This window comes from Microbacterium sp. NPDC056057 (assembly GCF_042266945.1).
In the GTDB taxonomy this organism is placed as follows: domain Bacteria; phylum Actinomycetota; class Actinomycetes; order Actinomycetales; family Microbacteriaceae; genus Microbacterium; species Microbacterium trichothecenolyticum_C.
Genome location: NZ_JBHJWS010000004.1, coordinates 59,483 through 77,051, shown reverse-complemented (window position 1 = coordinate 77,051; position 17,569 = coordinate 59,483). Strand labels below are relative to the sequence as shown.

Below are 17,569 nucleotides of genomic sequence, written 5' to 3'. Positions count from 1 at the left end.
AACCGCTGCGTCGCGCGACGCAGCGGTTACAGGAACCTGCAGCAGTCGTGGGAAGCGGGCCCGGCCGACCCCGCTCAGCGCACCATCGAGAGCGCGATGAGCCAGGCGGCGATGCTGAGCACGAGGGCGATCAACGGGTACCAGAAGGCCCTGTGCTTGCGCGACAGCGCGACGATGCCCGCGACGGCGCCGATCACGGCGAGGGCCAGCGGCAGGTAGCCGCCCAGCACGATCGCCACCGTGTTGTCGTGGTTGCCGATGGCCCACACGAGCGACACGAAGAAGAGCACCACCGCGGCGCCTACCGAGAACCCGATCAGGAGCAGCGTCGCGACGAGGTCGCCGATGCTCCGCTCGGCGGGGGCAGACGCGCTCATCGGTCCAGCCCGATCTCGTAATGCACGAAGCCGGTGTGGGTCGCGACGCGGTCGTAGAGGGCCCGCGCGGTGGTGTTGGTCTCCTGCGTGAGCCAGTACACCTTCGCGGCGTCGTGCGCGCGCGCCCACTCGGTCACGTGGGCGATGAGGGCGCGCCCCGCGCCGCTGCCGCGGGTGTCGGGGGCGACGAAGAGGTCCTCGAGGTAGACGTAGGGCGCCGCCGACCAGGTGGCCGCGTGAGTGAGCCAGTGGACGAAGCCGATGGCGCGCCCGTCGTCGTCGGTCGCCACCGCCCCGTGGATCGGGAACTGCGGGTCGAGGAGGCGGTTCCACGTCAGCGCGGTCTGCTCGTCCGACACCTCGGACTCGTAGAACTCGATGTAGCCGCGCCAGAGCGGGAGCCAGGCGTCGCGGTCGGCAGGGGCGAGGGGGCGGATCTCGGTCACGAGCCCGAGAGTAGCGGGTCGCCCGCCTCAGATGAGCGCGGTGCGGGCGGTGCGTCGCGCGTGCGCGCTGAGGTCGTCGCCTCGCCGCGCGAGGAACTCCTCCAGCCGGCCGGGGTCGACCCGGCCGATCTCGCGCAGAGCGACGCCCACGTTCGTCTGCACCAGGTGCTCCGGATCGTCCGCGAGGATCTCGCACAGCGCGAGCGGGTCGTCGAGGTCGCCGGCGCGGATGATCGAGAACGCCGCGGTGATCGCCGTACGCCGATGCCAGCGGTCGTCGGAGCGCGCGAGCTCGAACAGCACGTCGCGCCGGCGGTCCAGCAGGTACAGGCCCACCACCCGCGGTGCGGACCGGTCGATGTAGTCCCACGTGTCGATGCGATCAAGGCGCCGCATCCACAGGTCGTAGAGCGTCCCGCGGTCGACGCCCTTCGCCCTGGCCTGGAAGTCGAGGATCGACACCGCGACCATCCGCATCTCATATGCGTCGGAGTCGAGCAGCCGGTCGACCTCGGTGAGCGGCATCCGTGAGTTCGCCTTCGCGATGTCGAACACGGTGCCCATGCGGACGCCGATCACCTCGGTGCGCGCGTCGGTCATGCGCCGTTCGATCTTGGCGCGTTCGTCGACGGATGCTGCGCCCTCGAGCGCCGCACGGACGCCCTCGGCGGTCGGCGCCCCGGGCTCAGTCACCGCCCCCGAGCCCTGACGGCCGCAGGTCGGCGCCGGCGTGTGCGAGCTCGGCAAGCGCCGCATCGCTGGATTCGGCCGCGACGCCCGCGATGAGGTCGGTGAGGATGCGGACGTGCCGGCCGTGCTCGATGGCATCGAGCGCCGAGGCGCGCACGCAGTAGTCAGTCGCGATGCCGGTGATGTCGACATCGACCACGCCGTGCTCCTCGAGGAGGTGCGCGACGGTCACGCCGTCGTCGGTCGTGCCTTCGAACAGCGAGTACGCGGGCTTGCCCTGGCCCTTCTTGACGTGGTGCGTCACCGCCGAGGTATCGAAACCGGGATCGTACTCGGCGCCCTCGGTCCCGCTGACGCAGTGCACCGGCCACGTGTCGACGAAGTCGGGCTCCGGGTGGAAGTGCCCGCCGTTGTCGCCTTCAGCGTGGTGCCAATCGCGGGAGGCCACGATCACGGCGTACTCCTCGGCGTGGGTGACGAGGAACTCCGAGATGCGCTGCGCGACGGCGTCGCCGCCCTCGACGCCCAGCGCACCGCCCTCGGTGAAGTCGTTCTGGACGTCGACGATGAACAGCGCCTTGCTCATGGTTCGAGCGTACGCCTGTACTCCTCACGGGTGAGCGGATGCCCGTCACCGGCCACGAGCTCGGGGTCGGTCTCGGCGGCAAGGGCTTCGACAGGCTCAGCGACCGGTGTCCGCGGCTCCGCGTCCGGTGCCTCGGGTTCAGCGTCCGGTGCCTCGGGTCCGGTGATCGTGCCGGTGCCTGAGCCTGCCGAAGGGCCGACGTCCCGCCGCCAGAGCTTCGAGGGCCACCAGATCGCCTTGCCGATGTCGTACGAGAGCGCCGGCACCAGGAGCGACCGCACGATGAACGTGTCGAGCAGCACGCCGAACGCGACGATGAACGCGATCTGCGCGAGGAACAGGATCGGGATCACGCCGAGCGCCGCGAAGGTCGCCGCGAGCACGAGTCCCGCCGAGGTGATCACCCCGCCGGTGGCGACGAGGCCGCGGAGGATGCCGGGTCTCGTCCCGTGGACGAGCGACTCCTCACGCACCCGCGACATCAGGAAGATGTTGTAGTCCACGCCGAGCGCCACGAGGAAGACGAAGCCGTACAGCGGCACGGCGGGATCCGCCCCCGGGAAGCCGAACACCTCGTTGAAGACCAGCGCGCTGACACCGAGCGCCGTCGCGAACGAGAGGATCACGGTGCCGATGAGCAGCACGGGCGCAAGGATCGAGCGCAGCAGCAGCATCAGGATGACGAGGATCACCGCGAGGATCACCGGGATGATCACCGTGCGGTCGCGCGTGGACGTGTCGTTGGTGTCGATGTCGGTGGCCGTCTCGCCGCCGACGACCGCGGTGCCGGCGCCGAGCGTCTCGTCGAGGTCGGCGCGGAGGTCGCGGACGGTGTCCTCCGCCGCGACGGAGTCGGCGGCATCCGTCAGCGTCCCGATCACGAGCACGTCGCCCTCGGAGACCGTCGGCGAGGGCGCGGGCGTGCCGGGAGGGCCGACCGCGGTGAACACCGGCTCGCCGTCCTCGACCGTGACCTGCGCCTGCCCCGTCGGTGAGTCGTCCGACGCGACCGACACGGAATCGATCCCGTCCGACGCCTCGAGCACGCCGACCGCGTCGGCGAGGTCCTCTTCGGGAACGATCACGTACACCGGCGAGCCGGAGCCCGCCGGGAAGTGCTCGGCGAGCACCTCCTGGCCGTCCCGCGCCTCGGAGGAGCCGAGCACGAGATCGCTCGTCGGCACGCCGTCGGCCTTGAGCTGAGTGATGCCGACGGCACCGGCGAGAAGCACGATCGTGCATGCGATCCACACGACGCGCGCGTGACGGGCGACGAATCGCGCCTGGCGCGGCCAGAGGCCCTTCACGGGCTGAGTCAGGTCGTCGGGGATCATCGCAAGCGGCTGCTTCGGGATGAAGGGCCAGAAGGCCGCGCGGCCGCACAGCGCCAGCAGCGCCGGCAGGAAGGTCAGAGCGGACAGCATCGAGAACGCGATCCCGATCGACGCGATCGGGCCGAGCGCACGGTTGGTCGCGAGGTCCGAGAGCAGCAGGCACAACAGGCCGGCGATCACCGTGCCGCCCGAGGCGAGGATCGGCTCGAAGGCTCCGCGCCACGCCGAGAGCGTGGCATCCCATTTCGACATGCCGGTCGCGATGGATTCGCGGAACCGGGCGACGTACAGGAGTGCGTAATCGGTCGCCGCGCCGATCACGAGGATGAACAGGATGCCCTGCACCTGCCCGTTGAGCACGACGATCCCGGCGTACGCGAGCCACCACACCGTGAGCAGCGCCACGCAGAGCGCGAACACCGACGTCAGGAGCACCAGCACCGGCAGCAGCGGAGAGCGGTAGACGATCACGAGGATCAGGAACACCGCGATCAGCGCGACGCCGAGCAGGAGCCCGTCGATCCCCAGGAAGCCCTCGACGAGATCGGCGGTGAAGCCGGCCGGACCGGTGACCCAGCCCTCGAGTCCGGCCGGCAGATCCTCGGCCACGAGCGAGCGGATCTCCTCGACCGTCGGTCCCACCTCGCCCGAGGCGTCGATGGGCACGAAGATCTGCACCGCCTCGCCGTCCTCCGACGGGATCGGCGGCGAGACGTCCTCCTGCACTCCCTCGATCTGGGCGATGTCGTCGGCGAGCGCCTGCACGTCGGCGATGTCGTCGTCCGAGAGCTCACCGTCGCCGGTGACCACGACCACCGCGGGGATGCTCTCGCCGCCGAGGAACCCGGCGAGCCTCTCGTTCACCTGCGTCGCGTCCGCGCTCTCGGGGAGGAAGGACGAGCGGTCGTTGCTCGACACCTCGTCGACCTTGCCGAAGAAGGGGCCGCCGATGGACCCCACGGCCAGCCAGACGAGGACGAGGAGGGCGGGGATCCCGATCCGCAGCCAGCCCGAGGGTCGGCGGTTCGCGTGGTGAGGCGAGGTCATATAGCTAGCTTATCTAGCGAATTGACTCTTCTTCGACCACTTGACATCCGGATCGCAGACCCCCACGCGCCGCGCTCCTAAGCTGGGTCGCGATGATCTCCGCCGCCATCGCCCTCGTGGGCGCCATCGTGTACGGCTCCGCGGACTTCCTGGGAGGCCTCGCCGCCCGGCGCTTGCGGTCGATCGTGGTGACGGCGGTCGCCGCGCTCTCCGGGCTCGCGGCCCTGCTCGTCGCCCAGCCGCTGTTCGGAGGCGTGTGGTCGGCACCCGACGTGGCGTGGGGCGTGCTCGGCGGCATCTTCAGCGTGGTCGCGATCGCACTCCTGTACGCGTGCCTCGCGATCGGGCCGATGAGCATCCTGTCGCCGCTGACCGCGGTGGTGTCGGCCGTCGCCCCGATGCTGTGGGGGCTGCTCGTGAACGGCGACGCGCTCGCACCCATCGGGTATGTCGGGCTCGGCGTGGCGCTCGTCGCCGTCGTGCTGGTGGGCTTCATCCCCGGTGAGAAGATCGTCCGGCCGAGCGCCCGCGGGCTGGCGATGGCGGTCGGCGCGGGCCTCGCGATCGGCGCATTCCTCATCGTGCTCGACCAGACCTCGGACGACAGCGGACTCGTGCCGCTGGTGACGAGTCGCGCGACGAGCGCCGTCGTGACGGGTGCCATCGTCGGTGTGCTTGCCCTCGCCGCTCTGCGCCGAGGTGAGCGCGCGCGCTCGGTCCTCCCCGTCGCCGGGCTCCCTCTCGGCGCGACGCCCAGCGGACACGCCGACCTCGAGCACGCGACGACAGGTGTCGGGAGCGTCGTCGCCTCGACGCGTCAGGCGTGGTGGCTGGCGATCGCGTGCGGCATCGCGGATGCTGCGGCCAACGCCCTGGCCCTGTTCGCGCTGCGCACGGGCGACCTGGCCGTGGTGTCGGCGCTCACCGCGCTCTACCCCGCGGGCACCATCCTGCTCGCCGCGATCGTGCTGCGGGAGCGGGTCGCCGCGGTGCAGTGGATCGGCCTCGGCCTCGCGCTGGCCGCCGGCGGCATGCTCGCCGTCGCGTAACCCCGGCCGCAGACGGGATCAGCGGATCAGCCGCGAACGAACAGTATGACGAGCGACGTCACCAGCGCCACCACGCCGAGCGCCAGCATCCCGATCGCGAGTCGGGTGACCGCCCGCACCGCGGGGGAACCGTGGGTCAGCCGCATGCGGTTCAGCGATCCGCGGCGCACGAAGATGTCGGCCATGTCGGCGTCGCCGATGTGGTGGTCCTGCTCGTGGGTGAGGTGCGCCTCGCCGACGCCGCCGTCCTCGTCGAACCAGCGCACGAGCCGGCCGTTCGGGCCGGTCTCGACGACCGCGCGCACCGGCAGCCACGTGCCGTCGAGGAGGTACATGATCAGCGCGATGCCCGCGAGGAGTGCGCCGACGCCGAACCCGATCCACGAGAAGATCTCGGCGAGGGCGTCGATCGCCTGAGACACCGCATCACCGTCCTTCGGATACGGAAAACGGCCGCTGTGCGCGGCCGTCTCCGGTTCTGAGCCCAGCCTAACGGATCACCCGGCCGGCTTCGCCCCGACGTCTCACCGCCTCTCCGACTCCGTGCCGCCCTCCTCCGAGCGAGCGCTCTCGCTCCGCGTCTCGGTCTTGAGGATCCTCACCGACTGTCCGACGCCCTTCGCCAGAGCGGGAAGGCGCGCCGCGCCGAACAGCAGCAGGATCAGGACGAGAAGGAGGATGAGGTGCCAGCCGCCGATGTTCGCGAGCATCACGTCGTCCTCCGCGTCAGATCTGGTCGCCGACGAGGGCGAGACACTGGATGGCGGCGAGCCCGTACTGCGCGCTCGCGTTGGTGCCGAACGGGGCATCGTCGACCGGATTCAGCACCGTCGGCCCATCGATCCGCGTCGAGGTGAAGGCGAGGCCCTCGGCGTACCCGGCGTGGCCGGTGCGGAACTCCTTCCACGCGCGCTTCGCGAGCGTGGTGTCGCCGAGCTGGTGCGCCGCGTACGCGGTGGCCCGCGAGTAAGCCTGACGGAGGTTCTGGCTCCCCCACGAGACGCCGGTCACCGCCGCCTGCTCGGCCGACGTGCCGTTGTAGAGGCGGCAGTAGTTGACCCACTGCTCGGTCACCTGGGGGTCGTCGATCAGATCGATGAGCTCGGTCATGAGCTCGATGAGCCCGAACACCGAGTCGAGTGAGCCGACCGACACCGTCTTCTCGGTCTCCTCGCCGAAGGTGCCGTCAGTCAGGTTGTAGCGCGGCGTGCCGCCCTGCGCCCATCCGTTCGGCAGCGCGGCGATCGTCTTGGCCCCGTTGACGAGCTTCGCCTGTGCGATCGGATCGCCGTTGCGCTCCCATTCGGCGAGCCATGCCAGCGCGAGCGCACCCCAGTCGGTCGTGGTCGAGACGCTGAGCGCTTCGGGCTGCGGGTCGTATGCGTCCGTGCGGATCTTGCGGGACGGGTCGAGCACGAGGAACGTCTTGTCGGCGTCGACGAGGTCGCGCATGAGGTCGCCTACACGTTCGTCGGCGGTGAGGAAGTAGTAGAACCGCCGGTAGCCCGCGTTGCTGATGCGCTGCTGCTTCGCGCTGTCACCCCAGTGCATGATGCCGTGACGGGTGCCGAGGTCTGCCCACTTGCCGAGGTGATAGACGTCGACCTCGCCGGTGTGCCGCGTCATCGCCTCGGCGAAGCGGAATGCGGCGGCATCGCCGGTGCGCAGGTAGTGGTACCACAGCCACATGTCGGTGCTGAGCTCGGAGTTGTCCCACGCGTAGCCGCCCACGTCGTACCGCCACACGTGCCGGTCGCGGTCGAAGTCGTGCATGACGTCGCCGTAGTCCCAGAACCCGTACCAGGAGCGCTGGTCCACCTGCTGCACGTACCAGGAGTGCATGAAGGCGAGCTTGTCCTCGATCGTGGTCTTGGCGAAGTTGGAGCGGTCGACCGGCGCCCAAGACCCGAACACACCCGCCGAGTGATTGTGCTGCGGACTGCTCACCAGGAGGGGAGGCGTGGCCGCAGCATCCGCCATCGCACTGAAGTCGGCGGCGGACGGCGTCGCGCCGAGCGCCCAGAAGCTCAACTCCGTCGTGCGCGCGACACCGTACGGGGTGCCGAAGCCGGGCTCGTAGTCCTCGTACGTGATCTCGAGCGCGTCCAGCTGCTTCTCGTACGTGTCCTGACCCAGGCCGTCGTGGTAGAACCGCAGGTCCATCGCCTCGGCGCGCGGCGACCACATCCACACCGTCGCCGTCGCCTTGTCGGTCGAAGCGCCGGTGATCTCGAGCTCGGTCGGGTGCAGCTGCCAGAAGTTGCGCATGCCGAAGGCGAGTCCGCCGCCCGGCGTGCCGACGTACGCGAGACCGCGCGAGCGCGTCCCGCCATCGGCGCGGATCCACGAGTGGCCGGCGGACGTGCGCTTGCGGATCTCGAACCCGTGGGCCGTGAGCTGGCTGAGACTGTAGTCGCCGAACGCGGGGATCCACTGCAGCCGGGAGGTGACCCGCTGGTCCCACGTGGCGGGGTCGGGCGTCCACGTGCCGGCGATCTGCGCGTTGCGCGCGGCCGCCCCTGGGTCGCGGCGCTGGCCGGTGATCCCGCGGACGGCCTCGCCGAGCACGCCGTGCCCCGCACCCGCGAAGCGCACGTGGCGGTCGTGCAGCTGCGCGGCGAGCGGGACCGTGCAGCGGATGCCGAGCCCGTTGATGAAGTCCTTGTTCTCGTCGCCGTCGAAGACGAAGGTGTGCACCACGCGGATGCCGTCGGAGCCGGCGTACAGGTAGAAGCGCAGGTCGAACGGCAGCCACGAGCGCTTGCCCTTCTTATGCGTGCCCTTCACTCGGATGACGGCGCGGACCGGGCCGGACTGCTCGACGACGACCTCGCCCACGTCGCCCTGGAACCACTCGTTGTCGATCTTGTCGCCGGCGTCGGTGTCGGGCACGTTCTGGCGCCCGGCGACGAGGCGTCCCTCCTCGGCGATGACGGTGTTCCCGCGCCGGATGACCGAGACGATGCTCTTGCCGTTGCGGGGGAACTCGACCGTGACGACGCCGGTGTCGACGACGACCTTGCCGGGGTTCTCGGTGACCGTGACGGGGGCCGCCGGCGCGGCGGCGGTGCCGGGCTGCAGCGAGTACGTCGTCGACCGCTCGGCGGAGGAGGCCACGGCGTGGGCGGTCCACTTGACCGATCCGTCGGGCCACCAGCCGGTCGGCCAGGTCTGGACGGGGACGCTCGCCCCGCTCTCGGCGACGAGCGTGAAGGACTGGTCGGGCGCCAGCGCGCCCTTCGGCCACGGCACGCCCCACGTGGTGCCCGCGGTCAGCTGGGACGGCACCCCGTCTTCGAGCCAGCGCAGCGAGACCGGATCGTGGCCGGTGAGCCGGGCGGGCACGATCCGCCCGAAGGCGTCGCGTGCGGCCGGGGCGGCGTTCGCGGCGCTCGTCGACGCGAAGGTGAACGCGGTGGCGATGCCGGCGGCGAGAGACGTCTGCAGCAGTCCGCGACGGCTGATGTCCATGTGTGTGACTCCTCATCGAATCCTTCGGAGCCGCCTCGGCCCCGACAGGCACCGACCTTAGGGACGACACCGAGCCCGGCACGGACAAGCGGACAAAACCGGTCATGACCCGGGCTTCGTGTGGTACGCGCAGGCGCGGCGAAGCCCCGGCCGGAGCAGCTCGCGGGCGCGACGAAGCCCCGGGCGTTTCGAAACGCCCGGGTTCGTGCGGGACCGCTCATCCCGCGCGCGAGACCACCGCCCGAGCGGCGAGCACGAGCATTCCGGGGACGAGCACAACGAGCGGGGCGAACATCCACACGACGAGCCCGCTCATGCCCAGGGCGAGCAGCAGGAGGAACGAGCCGGGGATGTCGCGCACGGATTCCTCAGCCGCGCTGCGGATCAGCGCGCTCCAGGACGCCGTGGGCCGCCACTGCGCGATCGCACGGAGCAGCACGACGCCGATGCCGAGACCGATCAGTCCCGATCCCCAGCGGTAGACCCCGCCGCCGGGCATCTCGAGGATCGCCGGGCTGGTCAGCGTCGCGGCGATCGCCCAGAACGCGGCGGCGGAGAGCACGCCCCACAGCCAGCCGCGCCGCAGCGCTCGCAGGAAGTCCCGGCCGAGTTCGAGCAGCGAGTCCGACTCCCCCTCGACGTGTCGGCGGAAGTGGGCGGCGCCTGCCGCGAACGCGGGCAGCGCCGTCACGGCGGGGAGGGCGAGCACCGCCACCGCGAGGCTGACCACGATCGTCTCGGAGAACAGCCCGAGCCCGCGGCTCGACAGCACGCGGGCGATGCGCTGGGCGCCCCGCGGGGGCCGTCCGGCCGCCCGGGCGGCGGCGCCGTGGCGCGGGGTCGTGTCGGTGACGGTCATCGCCTCAGCCCTTCAGTCCCTGGGTGGCGACCCCGTCCACGAGGTAGCGCTGGAAGATGAGGAAGAAGAGGAACACCGGGATGAGCGCCAGCACCGCCATCGCCATCTGCCCGCCGTAATCGGCGGACGAGCTCTGGTCGACGAACAGGCGCAGCGCGATCGGCAGCGTGTACAGATCGGGGTCCTTGAGGTACAGCAGCGGGCCGAAGAAGTCGTTCCAGGTCCAGATGAAGGTGAAGATCGCGCTCGTGACCAGCGCCGGTTTGAGCAGCGGCAGCATGATCGATCCGAAGGTGCGGTAGTGGCCCGCGCCGTCGATGCGCGCGGCCTCGTCGAGCTCGCGCGGCAGGCCCCGCATGAACTGCACCATGAGGAAGACGAAGAACGCCTCGGTCGCGAGGAACTTGCCGAGGAGGAGCGGGGTGAAGGTGTTCACCATGCCGAGCGCGTTGAACATGATGTACTGCGGGATGATCACGACGTGGAACGGCAGCAGCAGCGTCGCGATCATGATGCCGAAGTACACCGAGCGGCCGGGGAAGTCGATCCGCGCGAACGCGTAGGCGGCGAGCGCCGACGAGATCACCACGCCGATGACCGACAGCACCGCGAGGATCGTCGAGTTCTGGAAGAACGTCCAGAACGACACTCCCCCGATGCCGCTCAGCGCGGTCTCGTAGTTCTCGAACGTCACCTCGCGCGGCAGGAGCTGGGCGTTGCCGACGATCTGCGACGACGGCTTGAACGTCGACAGCAGCATCCACGCCACGGGGTAGAGGATCACGACGAGGAGCGCGAGCACGACGACGTGGAACACGATCTCCTTGCCCGTCCAGCGGCGCCGCGTACGGGCACGGCGTGCCGCCCTGCCCTCGTCGGCGGTCACGAGCAGCTGCGTTGCGCTCATCGTCCTTCGTCTCCTGCGTAGTGGACCCAGAACTTCGAGCTGCGGAAGAAGATCACCGTGATGAAGGCGATCACGAGCACGAGGACCCAGGCCATGGCCGAGGCGTACCCCATCTGGAAGTCGCGGAAGCCGCGGAAGTAGAGGTACAGCGTGTAGAAGAGGGTCGACCGCGCGGGGCCGCCCGTGCCGCCCGAGATGATGAACGCGGAGGCGAACACCTGGAACGCGTTGATGGTCTCGAGCAGCAGATTGAAGAAGATCACCGGCGAGAGCATCGGGATCGTGATGGCGCGGAACTTGCGGATCGGGCCGGCGCCGTCGACGGATGCCGCTTCGTAGAGCTCGTGCGGCACCTGCTTGAGTCCGGCGAGGAAGATCACCATCGGGGCGCCGAACTGCCAGACCGCGAGGAGGATCAGCATCGGCATGGTCTTGTCGGGGTCGCCGACCCAGCCGCCGGCCGGGAAGCCGAAGAACTGCTGGATGCTGTCGACCGGTCCGTCATCGATGAACATGGCCTTCCACACCACGGCGATCGAGACCGACGCGCCGACGAGCGACGGCAGGTAGAAGGCGGAGCGGTAGAAGCCGCTGCCGCGGAACGCCGCGTTGAGGATGAGCGCCACACCGAGCGCGGCCGCGAGCTTGAGCGGCGTGCCGACCAGCACGTAGACGGCGGTGACCTTCCACGCCTGGAGGTAGTCGGGGTCGCTCCACAGCCGGACGTAGTTGTCGAACCCGATCCACTCGGGCGGGCTGAACAGGTTGTAGTCGGTGAAGGAGAGGTAGAGGGAGGCGACCATCGGCCCTGCGGTGAGCAGCAGGAAGCCGAGCAGCCAGGGGGCGAGGAAGACGTATCCGGCGCGGATGTCCTCCCAGCGGCGCCGGCGGCGGCGCGGCGCCGGCAGTGGCGTCCGCACCTCCGGCGGCGCGGGGGGTGCGAGTGTATCGGCGGTCATGACGGTTGCTCTCCCGGAAGTCGCGGGCGGCGTGCAGCGGTGCACGCCGCCCGCGGGGTGGTCACTTCAGTGCGTTCTCGGCCTCGGCGAACCACCGGTCGGCCGCCTCTTCGGGCGTGGCCGCGCCGTAGGCGACGTCCTGGCTGATCGCCACGAAGGTCTGCTCGAGCGTTCCGAGGCCCTTCACGGCCGGCGGTGCCTGGCCGTCCAGCTGGTCGGCGACGGACTCCTGGTAGGCGAGGATCTTCTCGTCGAGCTCGTTCGCCTCGATGCCCTCGGCGGCGCTCGACGATGCGGGCACGCCACGCGACATGCCGAAGATCGCACCCACCTCGGGGTCGTTCACGAGGAAGTCGATGAACTTCGCCGCCTGTGCCGGGTGTTCGCTGTTGGCGCCGATCGAGAGCATCAGACCCGGCTTGAGGAACATGCCCGTGTTGTCCTCGTCGTCGTATGGCGGGATCGCGAGCGACAGCTCGGGCTTCGCGGGTCCTTCGCTGAAGCGGGCGAGGAAGTTCGCCCAGCTGACGTCGCTGGCGATCTCGCCGGCGCCGAGGGCGTCCACGCCCTCGAGCTGCGCCTGACGCTCGGCCGGCATGACCCCACCTGATTCCTGCAGCGTCGCGCTGCGCGACCACCAGTCGGCGAGGTCGCCCTTCTCGAAACCGAGCTCGTCGCCGTCGATGAGCGACAGACCCTGCTGGCCGAGCCAGATCTGGAACAGCCAGAAGTACTGCGTGTAGTCGAGCGAGCCGTAGACGGCCGGGCTGTTCGCCGCGCCGGCCTTCGAGACCTCCGCGAGGAAGTCGTCGTACTCGTCCCACGTCAGCGGGCCGTCGGGCACTTCGACTCCCAGCTGCTCGAGCAGCGGACCGTTGTAGAGCGTCGCGAGCGTGCTGCTCGATGATGCCAGACCGACGATCTTGTCGTCGACGGCGCCCGCCTGCACGAGCGACGGATCGATGCCGTCGGTGTCGATGGCGTCGCCGAGGTAGTCGTCCAGCGGCAGCACGTGCCCGAAGCCGCCGTATTCGGCGAGGTAGGCGAGGTCCATCTGGAACACGTCGGGGAGCGTCCGGCTGGCGGCCTCGGTGTTGCGCGAGGTCCAGTAGTCGCCGAAGCTCGCGTAGCTCGTCTGGATCGTGATGTTCGGGTTCTGCTCCTCGAACAGGTCGATCGCCGCCTCGTAGCGCTCGGCGCGGCTGGCGTCGCCCCACCACGCGAAGTTCAGCGTGACCTCTTCGTCGGGGTCCGCACTCGCAGCGGGTTCGGCGCCGCCGGCGCAGCCGGTCAGGAGTGTCAGGGCCCCCACTGCGAGGATGGCCCCCGCGGTGAGTGCGCCTCGCCGTGCCGTGGCACTGGTGAATGCTCGGGATGTCATCGGAGCCTCCTTGCTCGTTGCCTCTCGTCGCTCGCCCGGCGATCGCACCGGGGGCCGTGCAGAGACAATGTAGGTCGGGGCTCGACCGGTCGTGAGCAAGCGGACAAAAGCGATCACGAAGCCGCCCCGCACGACTCGCGCACCGTCAGTCGCGGCAGCATCGTGATGTGCCGCGCAGCGCTGTCGGGCGCCGCGATGCGCTCGGTGAGGATGCGCATCGCCTCCTGTCCCAGGTCGCGTCCGGGCGGGGTCACGCTCGTGAGCGGGACCATGGCGAGCCCCGCGGTGTCGTCGTCGAACGCGACGACCGCGAGATCATCGGGAACACGGATGCCGCGGTCCATGGCGAGCTCGACGAGCCGTGCGGCGTGCACATCGGTGTGCACGAGCGCCGCGTCGGTGCCGGTGTCGCGGCAGGCGTCGAGGAACGCGATGAGGGCATCGTCCAGCGGATCGCTCTCGCCGTCACCGCCCTTCGGGAGCGCGACGGACGGCGCCTCGGCGAGGTCGAGTCGGGCCACGGCGGCGCGGTGGCCGTCACGGATGAGAGGGGCCGTCGGCGTGCGGCCGAACAGCGCGAGGCCGACCGAGCGGTGCCCCAGCAGGGACAGATGCTCGACCGCGAGTTCGGCGCCGCGCTCGTGATCGGTGCGGGCGCTGTCATAGACCGCCAGCGCCGTGGATTCCAGTCTCCGCTCGAGGAACACGACCGGCACCGGGATCGTGCGCACCCACTCGGCCAGCTCCGCCTCGGTGCGACTGCGCATGGTCGGAGCGAACACGATGCCCGCCACGCCGATCTCGATCAGCCGCTCGACCTGCCGCTGCTCGAGGTCTTCGCGGTACTGCGAGGTCGCGAGCACGACACGGGTGCGCACGCCGTGGGACGCGGCATCCATCCCGCGCACGATCTGCGGGTAATGGCTGACCGATCCGGGGACGACGACTCCAACGTTCGTGCGTGCTGCTTGCGGGACCGCGGGGGCGCCGACGGCGATCGCGCCGCCGTGGACGCGGGCGAGCTTGCCCGCCTTCTCGAGCTCCACGATGTCGCGGCGCACCGTCACCTGCGAGACGCCGAGCTGCGTCGCGACGTCCGCGGCGCTGACGCTGCCGTGGAGCTCGACCTGGCGCAGCAGGTGCTCGTGACGTGTCCTCGGCAGTGAGTTCTGTCCAGTCATGGGTGCGAAGTCCGTTCGTCGCAGTCTGATCCGGTTTGACCGATCGATGATCGGAATTGTCCGAAAGGGCCGATGGCTACAGGATCGTAATGCACGATCGACGCGTGACGATGACGTACGGGGAAGCCGAAGTGGCGAGGACGACAGCACGGGGCCGCTGGCAGGGGCTCGCGGACCGGCTGCTGCAGGCGACGGAGCCGTACGCGTCTCCGAGCGGTTCGCTCGTCGTGCTTCCGGGCCCGGCGAGCGCCTCGGGACGATGGAGCGACGGGCTCGAGGGCTTCGCCCGCACCGGACTGCTCGCGGCTTTCCGCGTGGCCGGCGCCGGCGGCGACGACCCGGCAGGGCTGCTGGAGCGATTCGCCCGCGGCTTCGCCGCAGGAACTGACCCGTCGCACACCGAACGTTGGCCCACGATCGGCGAGCGCCGACAGGCCGTGCCGGAGGCGGCATCCCTGGCGATCCTCCTGTCGGAGACCCGGCCTTGGCTCTGGGACCGTCTCGACCCCGCCGTGCAGGAGCGCACGGTCGCCTGGCTCGCCGGCGTGGTGGGCACGAGCGGCTACACCAACAACTGGACGTGGTTCCAGACGGTGATCGAGGGCTTCCTGCAGTCGGTCGGCGGCCCCTGGAATCAGGGCGACCTCGACCGCAACCTCGAGATCCAGGAGAGCCTGTACCTCGGCGACGGCTGGTACTCCGACGGCGCAGGACCCGACGGGTCGCGCCAGAACTTCGACCACTACGCGGGCTGGGCGTGGCACGTCTACCCCCTGCTGCACGCGCGGATCCTCGGCACCGACCTCGAGCAGGTGCATCGCGACCGCCTCCGGGAGTTCCTCGGTCAGGCGCGCGATCTCGTCGGCTCCGACGGCGCCCCGCTCTTCCAGGGCCGCTCGCTCACGTACCGCTTCGCGATGCTCGCCCCGTTCTGGGCGGGCGCGCTCGCGGGCGAGACCCCGCTGGCACCGGGCGGCACGCGGGCACTCGCCGATGGCGTACTCGACCACTTCCTCGATGCCGGGGCCGTCGACGAGCGGGGCCTGCTGTCGATCGGCTGGCACCGCGAGTACCGCGCGATCCGCCAGGCGTACACCGGCTCGTCGTCGACGTACTGGGCGAGCAAGGGCCTGATGGGCCTGCTGCTGCCCGAGGATCACCCCGAGTGGTCGGTGCAGCCGGACGACGTCCAGGTCGAGCCCGTCCGCACGCGCCTCATGATCGCACCGGGCTGGCTCGTGGTGCGCTCTGAGGCCGACGGCATCGTGCGCGTTCTGAACCACGGTTCGGACGGCTTCCGGGGCCCCGCAGGCGGTGTGCGCGCCGACAACCCCTTCTACCACCGGGTCGGCTATTCGACGACCTCCTCCCCCGACCTCTCGGCCGGCGGGATCGCCAAGCCCTTCGAGTCTCATGTCGCGCTGCTGGACGGTACTGGTGCCCCGTCCCACCGCGACCGCATCGAGCGGGTGCACCTGGACGACCGCGTCGCGGTGTCGCGGTCGCGGGTGCACTGGCTCGACACCCCCGAAGCGGGGAGCACGACCGACGTCGCGGGATGGGCGGCGCTGCGGCGCGGCCCGCGGGTGACCGTGGCGTCGGTCGTGCACGGGGTGCACGAACTCCGGCTCGCGTGGTGGGATGCAGCGCCGCGCGTCGCACAGCCGTCGGCCGCCGACGACCTCGACGCGGTGTGGCCCGAAGACGGCGGACCGTGGCGCTTCCGTATCGGCGGATGGGCGCTGCCCGTCGAGCACGGCCGGTGGCGGGCGACCGCACCGACGACCGCGACCCGCGACGACGGCGTGACGAGCGCCGTGGTCGGCGTGCGCGGCCTGCCGGTCCCCGGGATCGCCCACCGGTCCGGCGGGGATCCGTTCGACTCCGGTTCGGCGACGCCCTGGGCCGCGGGCGCTACCCCTGCCGGCGAGGGCGACGTCGTGGCCGCGCTGGTCGCGATCGGTGCGCGGGAGACGCTCGATCTCGACGCGGTGCCCGCCGTCGAGGTCGAGGCCGGCCGCATCGTCGTACGCTGGCGCGACGGCGTCGTCGACGTCGTTCCGACCGGCGAGGACCGCGCGTGAGCGCCCTCGCGCGCCCCAAGGCGCTCTTCGCGATGGAGTCCCCGCAACTCGCGTCGGATCTGTTCGGTGCCGCGGCGCGCGCCGACCTCGAGCGGTTCGTCCGCCTCGACGATCTCGTGCTGACCCCGGACCTGCCGAGCGTGCCGCCGTCGACGGCCGACACCGAGATCCTCATCACCGGGTGGGGCGCTCCCGCGCTCGACGGGCCGACGCTGGCCCACTGGCCGCGCCTGCGCGCCGTCGTGCACGCCGCCGGGTCGGTCAAGCGCCTCGTGACCCCCGCCGTCTGGGAACGAGGCATCCGTGTCTCCAGCGCCGCCGGCGCGAACGCGGTCCCGGTCGCGGAGTACACCCTCGCGACGATCCTACTGAGCGCCGGAGATGTGCTCCGCTCGGCGCGCGACTTCACGCGGACGCACGACATGATCGCGGCCCGCCCGCGAGGCGGGGTGGGTGCCTTCGGCATCACGGTGGGCGTGGTGGGCGCATCCCGCATCGGCCGGCGCGTGATCGAACTCCTGCAGCCCTTCGACATCCGGTGCGTCGTCTTCGATCCCTCGCTCGACGTTGCGAGTGCATCCGCCCTCGGCGCGGAGCTCGTGAGCCTTCCCGAGCTGCTCACGCGCTCGGAGGTGGTCACCATCCACGCGCCGGCGCTCCCGGAGACCTTCCGCATGATCGGCCGCGACGAACTCGCGCTCATGGCCGACGGCGCGACACTGATCAACACCGCGCGAGGGTCGCTCGTCGACACCGATGCCCTCGTCGCCGAGCTCGCGACCGATCGCCTGCGGGCGGTGCTCGACGTCACGGACCCCGAGCCGCTGCCGCCGGGGCATCCGCTCTTCTCACTGCCGGGTGCCACCCTGACGCCTCACATCGCGGGCTCGATCGGCAACGAGCTGCGTCGGCTCGGCCGTCATGTCGTCGCGGAGGTCGAGCGCTTCGTGCGCTCAGGCGACCTCGCCGACGAGGTGACCTCGCCGGATCTCGCGCGCATCGCGTGATGCGCAGGCCGGGTGTGACGCCCTGGCCGGGGCCCGACGTCACATGCGGATGCGCCCCGGCCGCGAGTACACGTTCAACGAGGTGCCCCGCGACCGCTACCCGAAAGTAGAGGCCCGCTCGATGGTCGATCGTGCGTCGGTGCACCCACGCGGGCGATGGCGGTCGAGGCGGAAGGAGCGCGCCGCGACGT

The 17,569-nt window shown here is 70.7% G+C and carries 16 protein-coding genes; 3 read left to right on the top strand and 13 right to left on the bottom strand.

Annotated elements, in window-relative coordinates; genetic code table 11:
- Positions 1 to 74 precede the first annotated feature (74 nt).
- The 5 genes from ACFC1K_RS16720 to ACFC1K_RS16700 are packed head-to-tail and all read right to left on the bottom strand — an operon-like array spanning position 75 to position 4,480.
- Positions 75 to 377, bottom strand: a complete 303-nt coding sequence (locus tag ACFC1K_RS16720) for a hypothetical protein (protein ID WP_375872474.1) — start codon at positions 375 to 377, stop codon at positions 75 to 77.
- Positions 374 to 823, bottom strand: coding sequence for a GNAT family N-acetyltransferase (locus tag ACFC1K_RS16715; protein ID WP_310292456.1), 450 nt, complete (start codon positions 821 to 823; stop codon positions 374 to 376). Before ACFC1K_RS16715 ends, ACFC1K_RS16720 begins: the two co-directional genes overlap by 4 nt.
- 27 nt (positions 824 to 850) lie before the next feature.
- On the bottom strand, positions 851 to 1,516 hold the full coding sequence (locus tag ACFC1K_RS16710; RefSeq protein WP_375872473.1) for a DNA alkylation repair protein: 666 nt from the start codon (positions 1,514 to 1,516) through the stop codon (positions 851 to 853).
- Positions 1,509 to 2,099, bottom strand: coding sequence for an isochorismatase family protein (locus ACFC1K_RS16705; RefSeq protein WP_375872472.1), 591 nt, complete (start codon positions 2,097 to 2,099; stop codon positions 1,509 to 1,511). Before ACFC1K_RS16705 ends, ACFC1K_RS16710 begins: the two co-directional genes overlap by 8 nt.
- On the bottom strand, positions 2,096 to 4,480 hold the full coding sequence (locus ACFC1K_RS16700; RefSeq protein WP_375872471.1) for an MMPL family transporter: 2,385 nt from the start codon (positions 4,478 to 4,480) through the stop codon (positions 2,096 to 2,098). Before ACFC1K_RS16700 ends, ACFC1K_RS16705 begins: the two co-directional genes overlap by 4 nt.
- A gap of 92 nt (positions 4,481 to 4,572) precedes the next feature.
- Here ACFC1K_RS16700 and ACFC1K_RS16695 point away from each other — a divergent pair, with 92 nt between their 5' ends.
- Positions 4,573 to 5,529, top strand: a complete 957-nt coding sequence (locus ACFC1K_RS16695) for an EamA family transporter (protein ID WP_375872470.1) — start codon at positions 4,573 to 4,575, stop codon at positions 5,527 to 5,529.
- A gap of 26 nt (positions 5,530 to 5,555) precedes the next feature.
- Here the strand turns inward: ACFC1K_RS16695 and ACFC1K_RS16690 are convergent, their stop codons facing one another.
- The 8 genes from ACFC1K_RS16690 to ACFC1K_RS16655 form a co-directional block, all read right to left on the bottom strand.
- Positions 5,556 to 5,951, bottom strand: coding sequence for a hypothetical protein (locus tag ACFC1K_RS16690; protein ID WP_375872469.1), 396 nt, complete (start codon positions 5,949 to 5,951; stop codon positions 5,556 to 5,558).
- A 102-nt stretch (positions 5,952 to 6,053) separates the two neighbouring features.
- Entirely contained in the window at positions 6,054 to 6,239 is a 186-nt protein-coding gene (locus ACFC1K_RS16685) for a twin-arginine translocase TatA/TatE family subunit (protein WP_375872468.1), read from the bottom strand.
- A gap of 16 nt (positions 6,240 to 6,255) precedes the next feature.
- Positions 6,256 to 9,000 (bottom strand): Tat pathway signal sequence domain protein, encoded by a 2,745-nt coding sequence (locus tag ACFC1K_RS16680; protein ID WP_375872467.1) that lies wholly within the window; start codon positions 8,998 to 9,000, stop codon positions 6,256 to 6,258.
- 217 nt (positions 9,001 to 9,217) lie between these two features.
- A complete protein-coding gene (locus tag ACFC1K_RS16675; RefSeq protein ID WP_375872466.1) occupies positions 9,218 to 9,859 on the bottom strand; it encodes a hypothetical protein in 642 nt (213 codons plus the stop codon).
- Positions 9,860 to 9,863: 4 nt separating this feature from the next.
- A complete protein-coding gene (locus ACFC1K_RS16670; protein ID WP_375872465.1) occupies positions 9,864 to 10,766 on the bottom strand; it encodes a carbohydrate ABC transporter permease in 903 nt (300 codons plus the stop codon).
- Positions 10,763 to 11,725, bottom strand: coding sequence for a sugar ABC transporter permease (locus ACFC1K_RS16665; protein WP_310292438.1), 963 nt, complete (start codon positions 11,723 to 11,725; stop codon positions 10,763 to 10,765). Before ACFC1K_RS16665 ends, ACFC1K_RS16670 begins: the two co-directional genes overlap by 4 nt.
- Before the next feature lie 61 nt (positions 11,726 to 11,786).
- Entirely contained in the window at positions 11,787 to 13,106 is a 1,320-nt protein-coding gene (locus tag ACFC1K_RS16660) for an ABC transporter substrate-binding protein (RefSeq protein ID WP_375872464.1), read from the bottom strand.
- A 113-nt stretch (positions 13,107 to 13,219) separates the two neighbouring features.
- Positions 13,220 to 14,287, bottom strand: coding sequence for a substrate-binding domain-containing protein (locus ACFC1K_RS16655; RefSeq protein ID WP_375872463.1), 1,068 nt, complete (start codon positions 14,285 to 14,287; stop codon positions 13,220 to 13,222).
- 131 nt (positions 14,288 to 14,418) lie between these two features.
- Between ACFC1K_RS16655 and ACFC1K_RS16650 the strand changes: the two genes are divergently transcribed.
- Both ACFC1K_RS16650 and ACFC1K_RS16645 read left to right on the top strand, forming a co-directional pair.
- Positions 14,419 to 16,371: a DUF2264 domain-containing protein gene (locus ACFC1K_RS16650; protein WP_375872462.1), complete on the top strand. Its 1,953-nt coding sequence runs from the start codon at positions 14,419 to 14,421 to the stop codon at positions 16,369 to 16,371.
- The gene (locus ACFC1K_RS16645; protein ID WP_310292435.1) at positions 16,368 to 17,378 is read left to right on the top strand and encodes a hydroxyacid dehydrogenase; all 1,011 of its coding nucleotides are present in this window, start codon (positions 16,368 to 16,370) and stop codon (positions 17,376 to 17,378) included. The genes ACFC1K_RS16650 and ACFC1K_RS16645 overlap by 4 nt, the downstream gene beginning before the upstream one ends.
- Positions 17,379 to 17,569 lie beyond the last annotated feature (191 nt).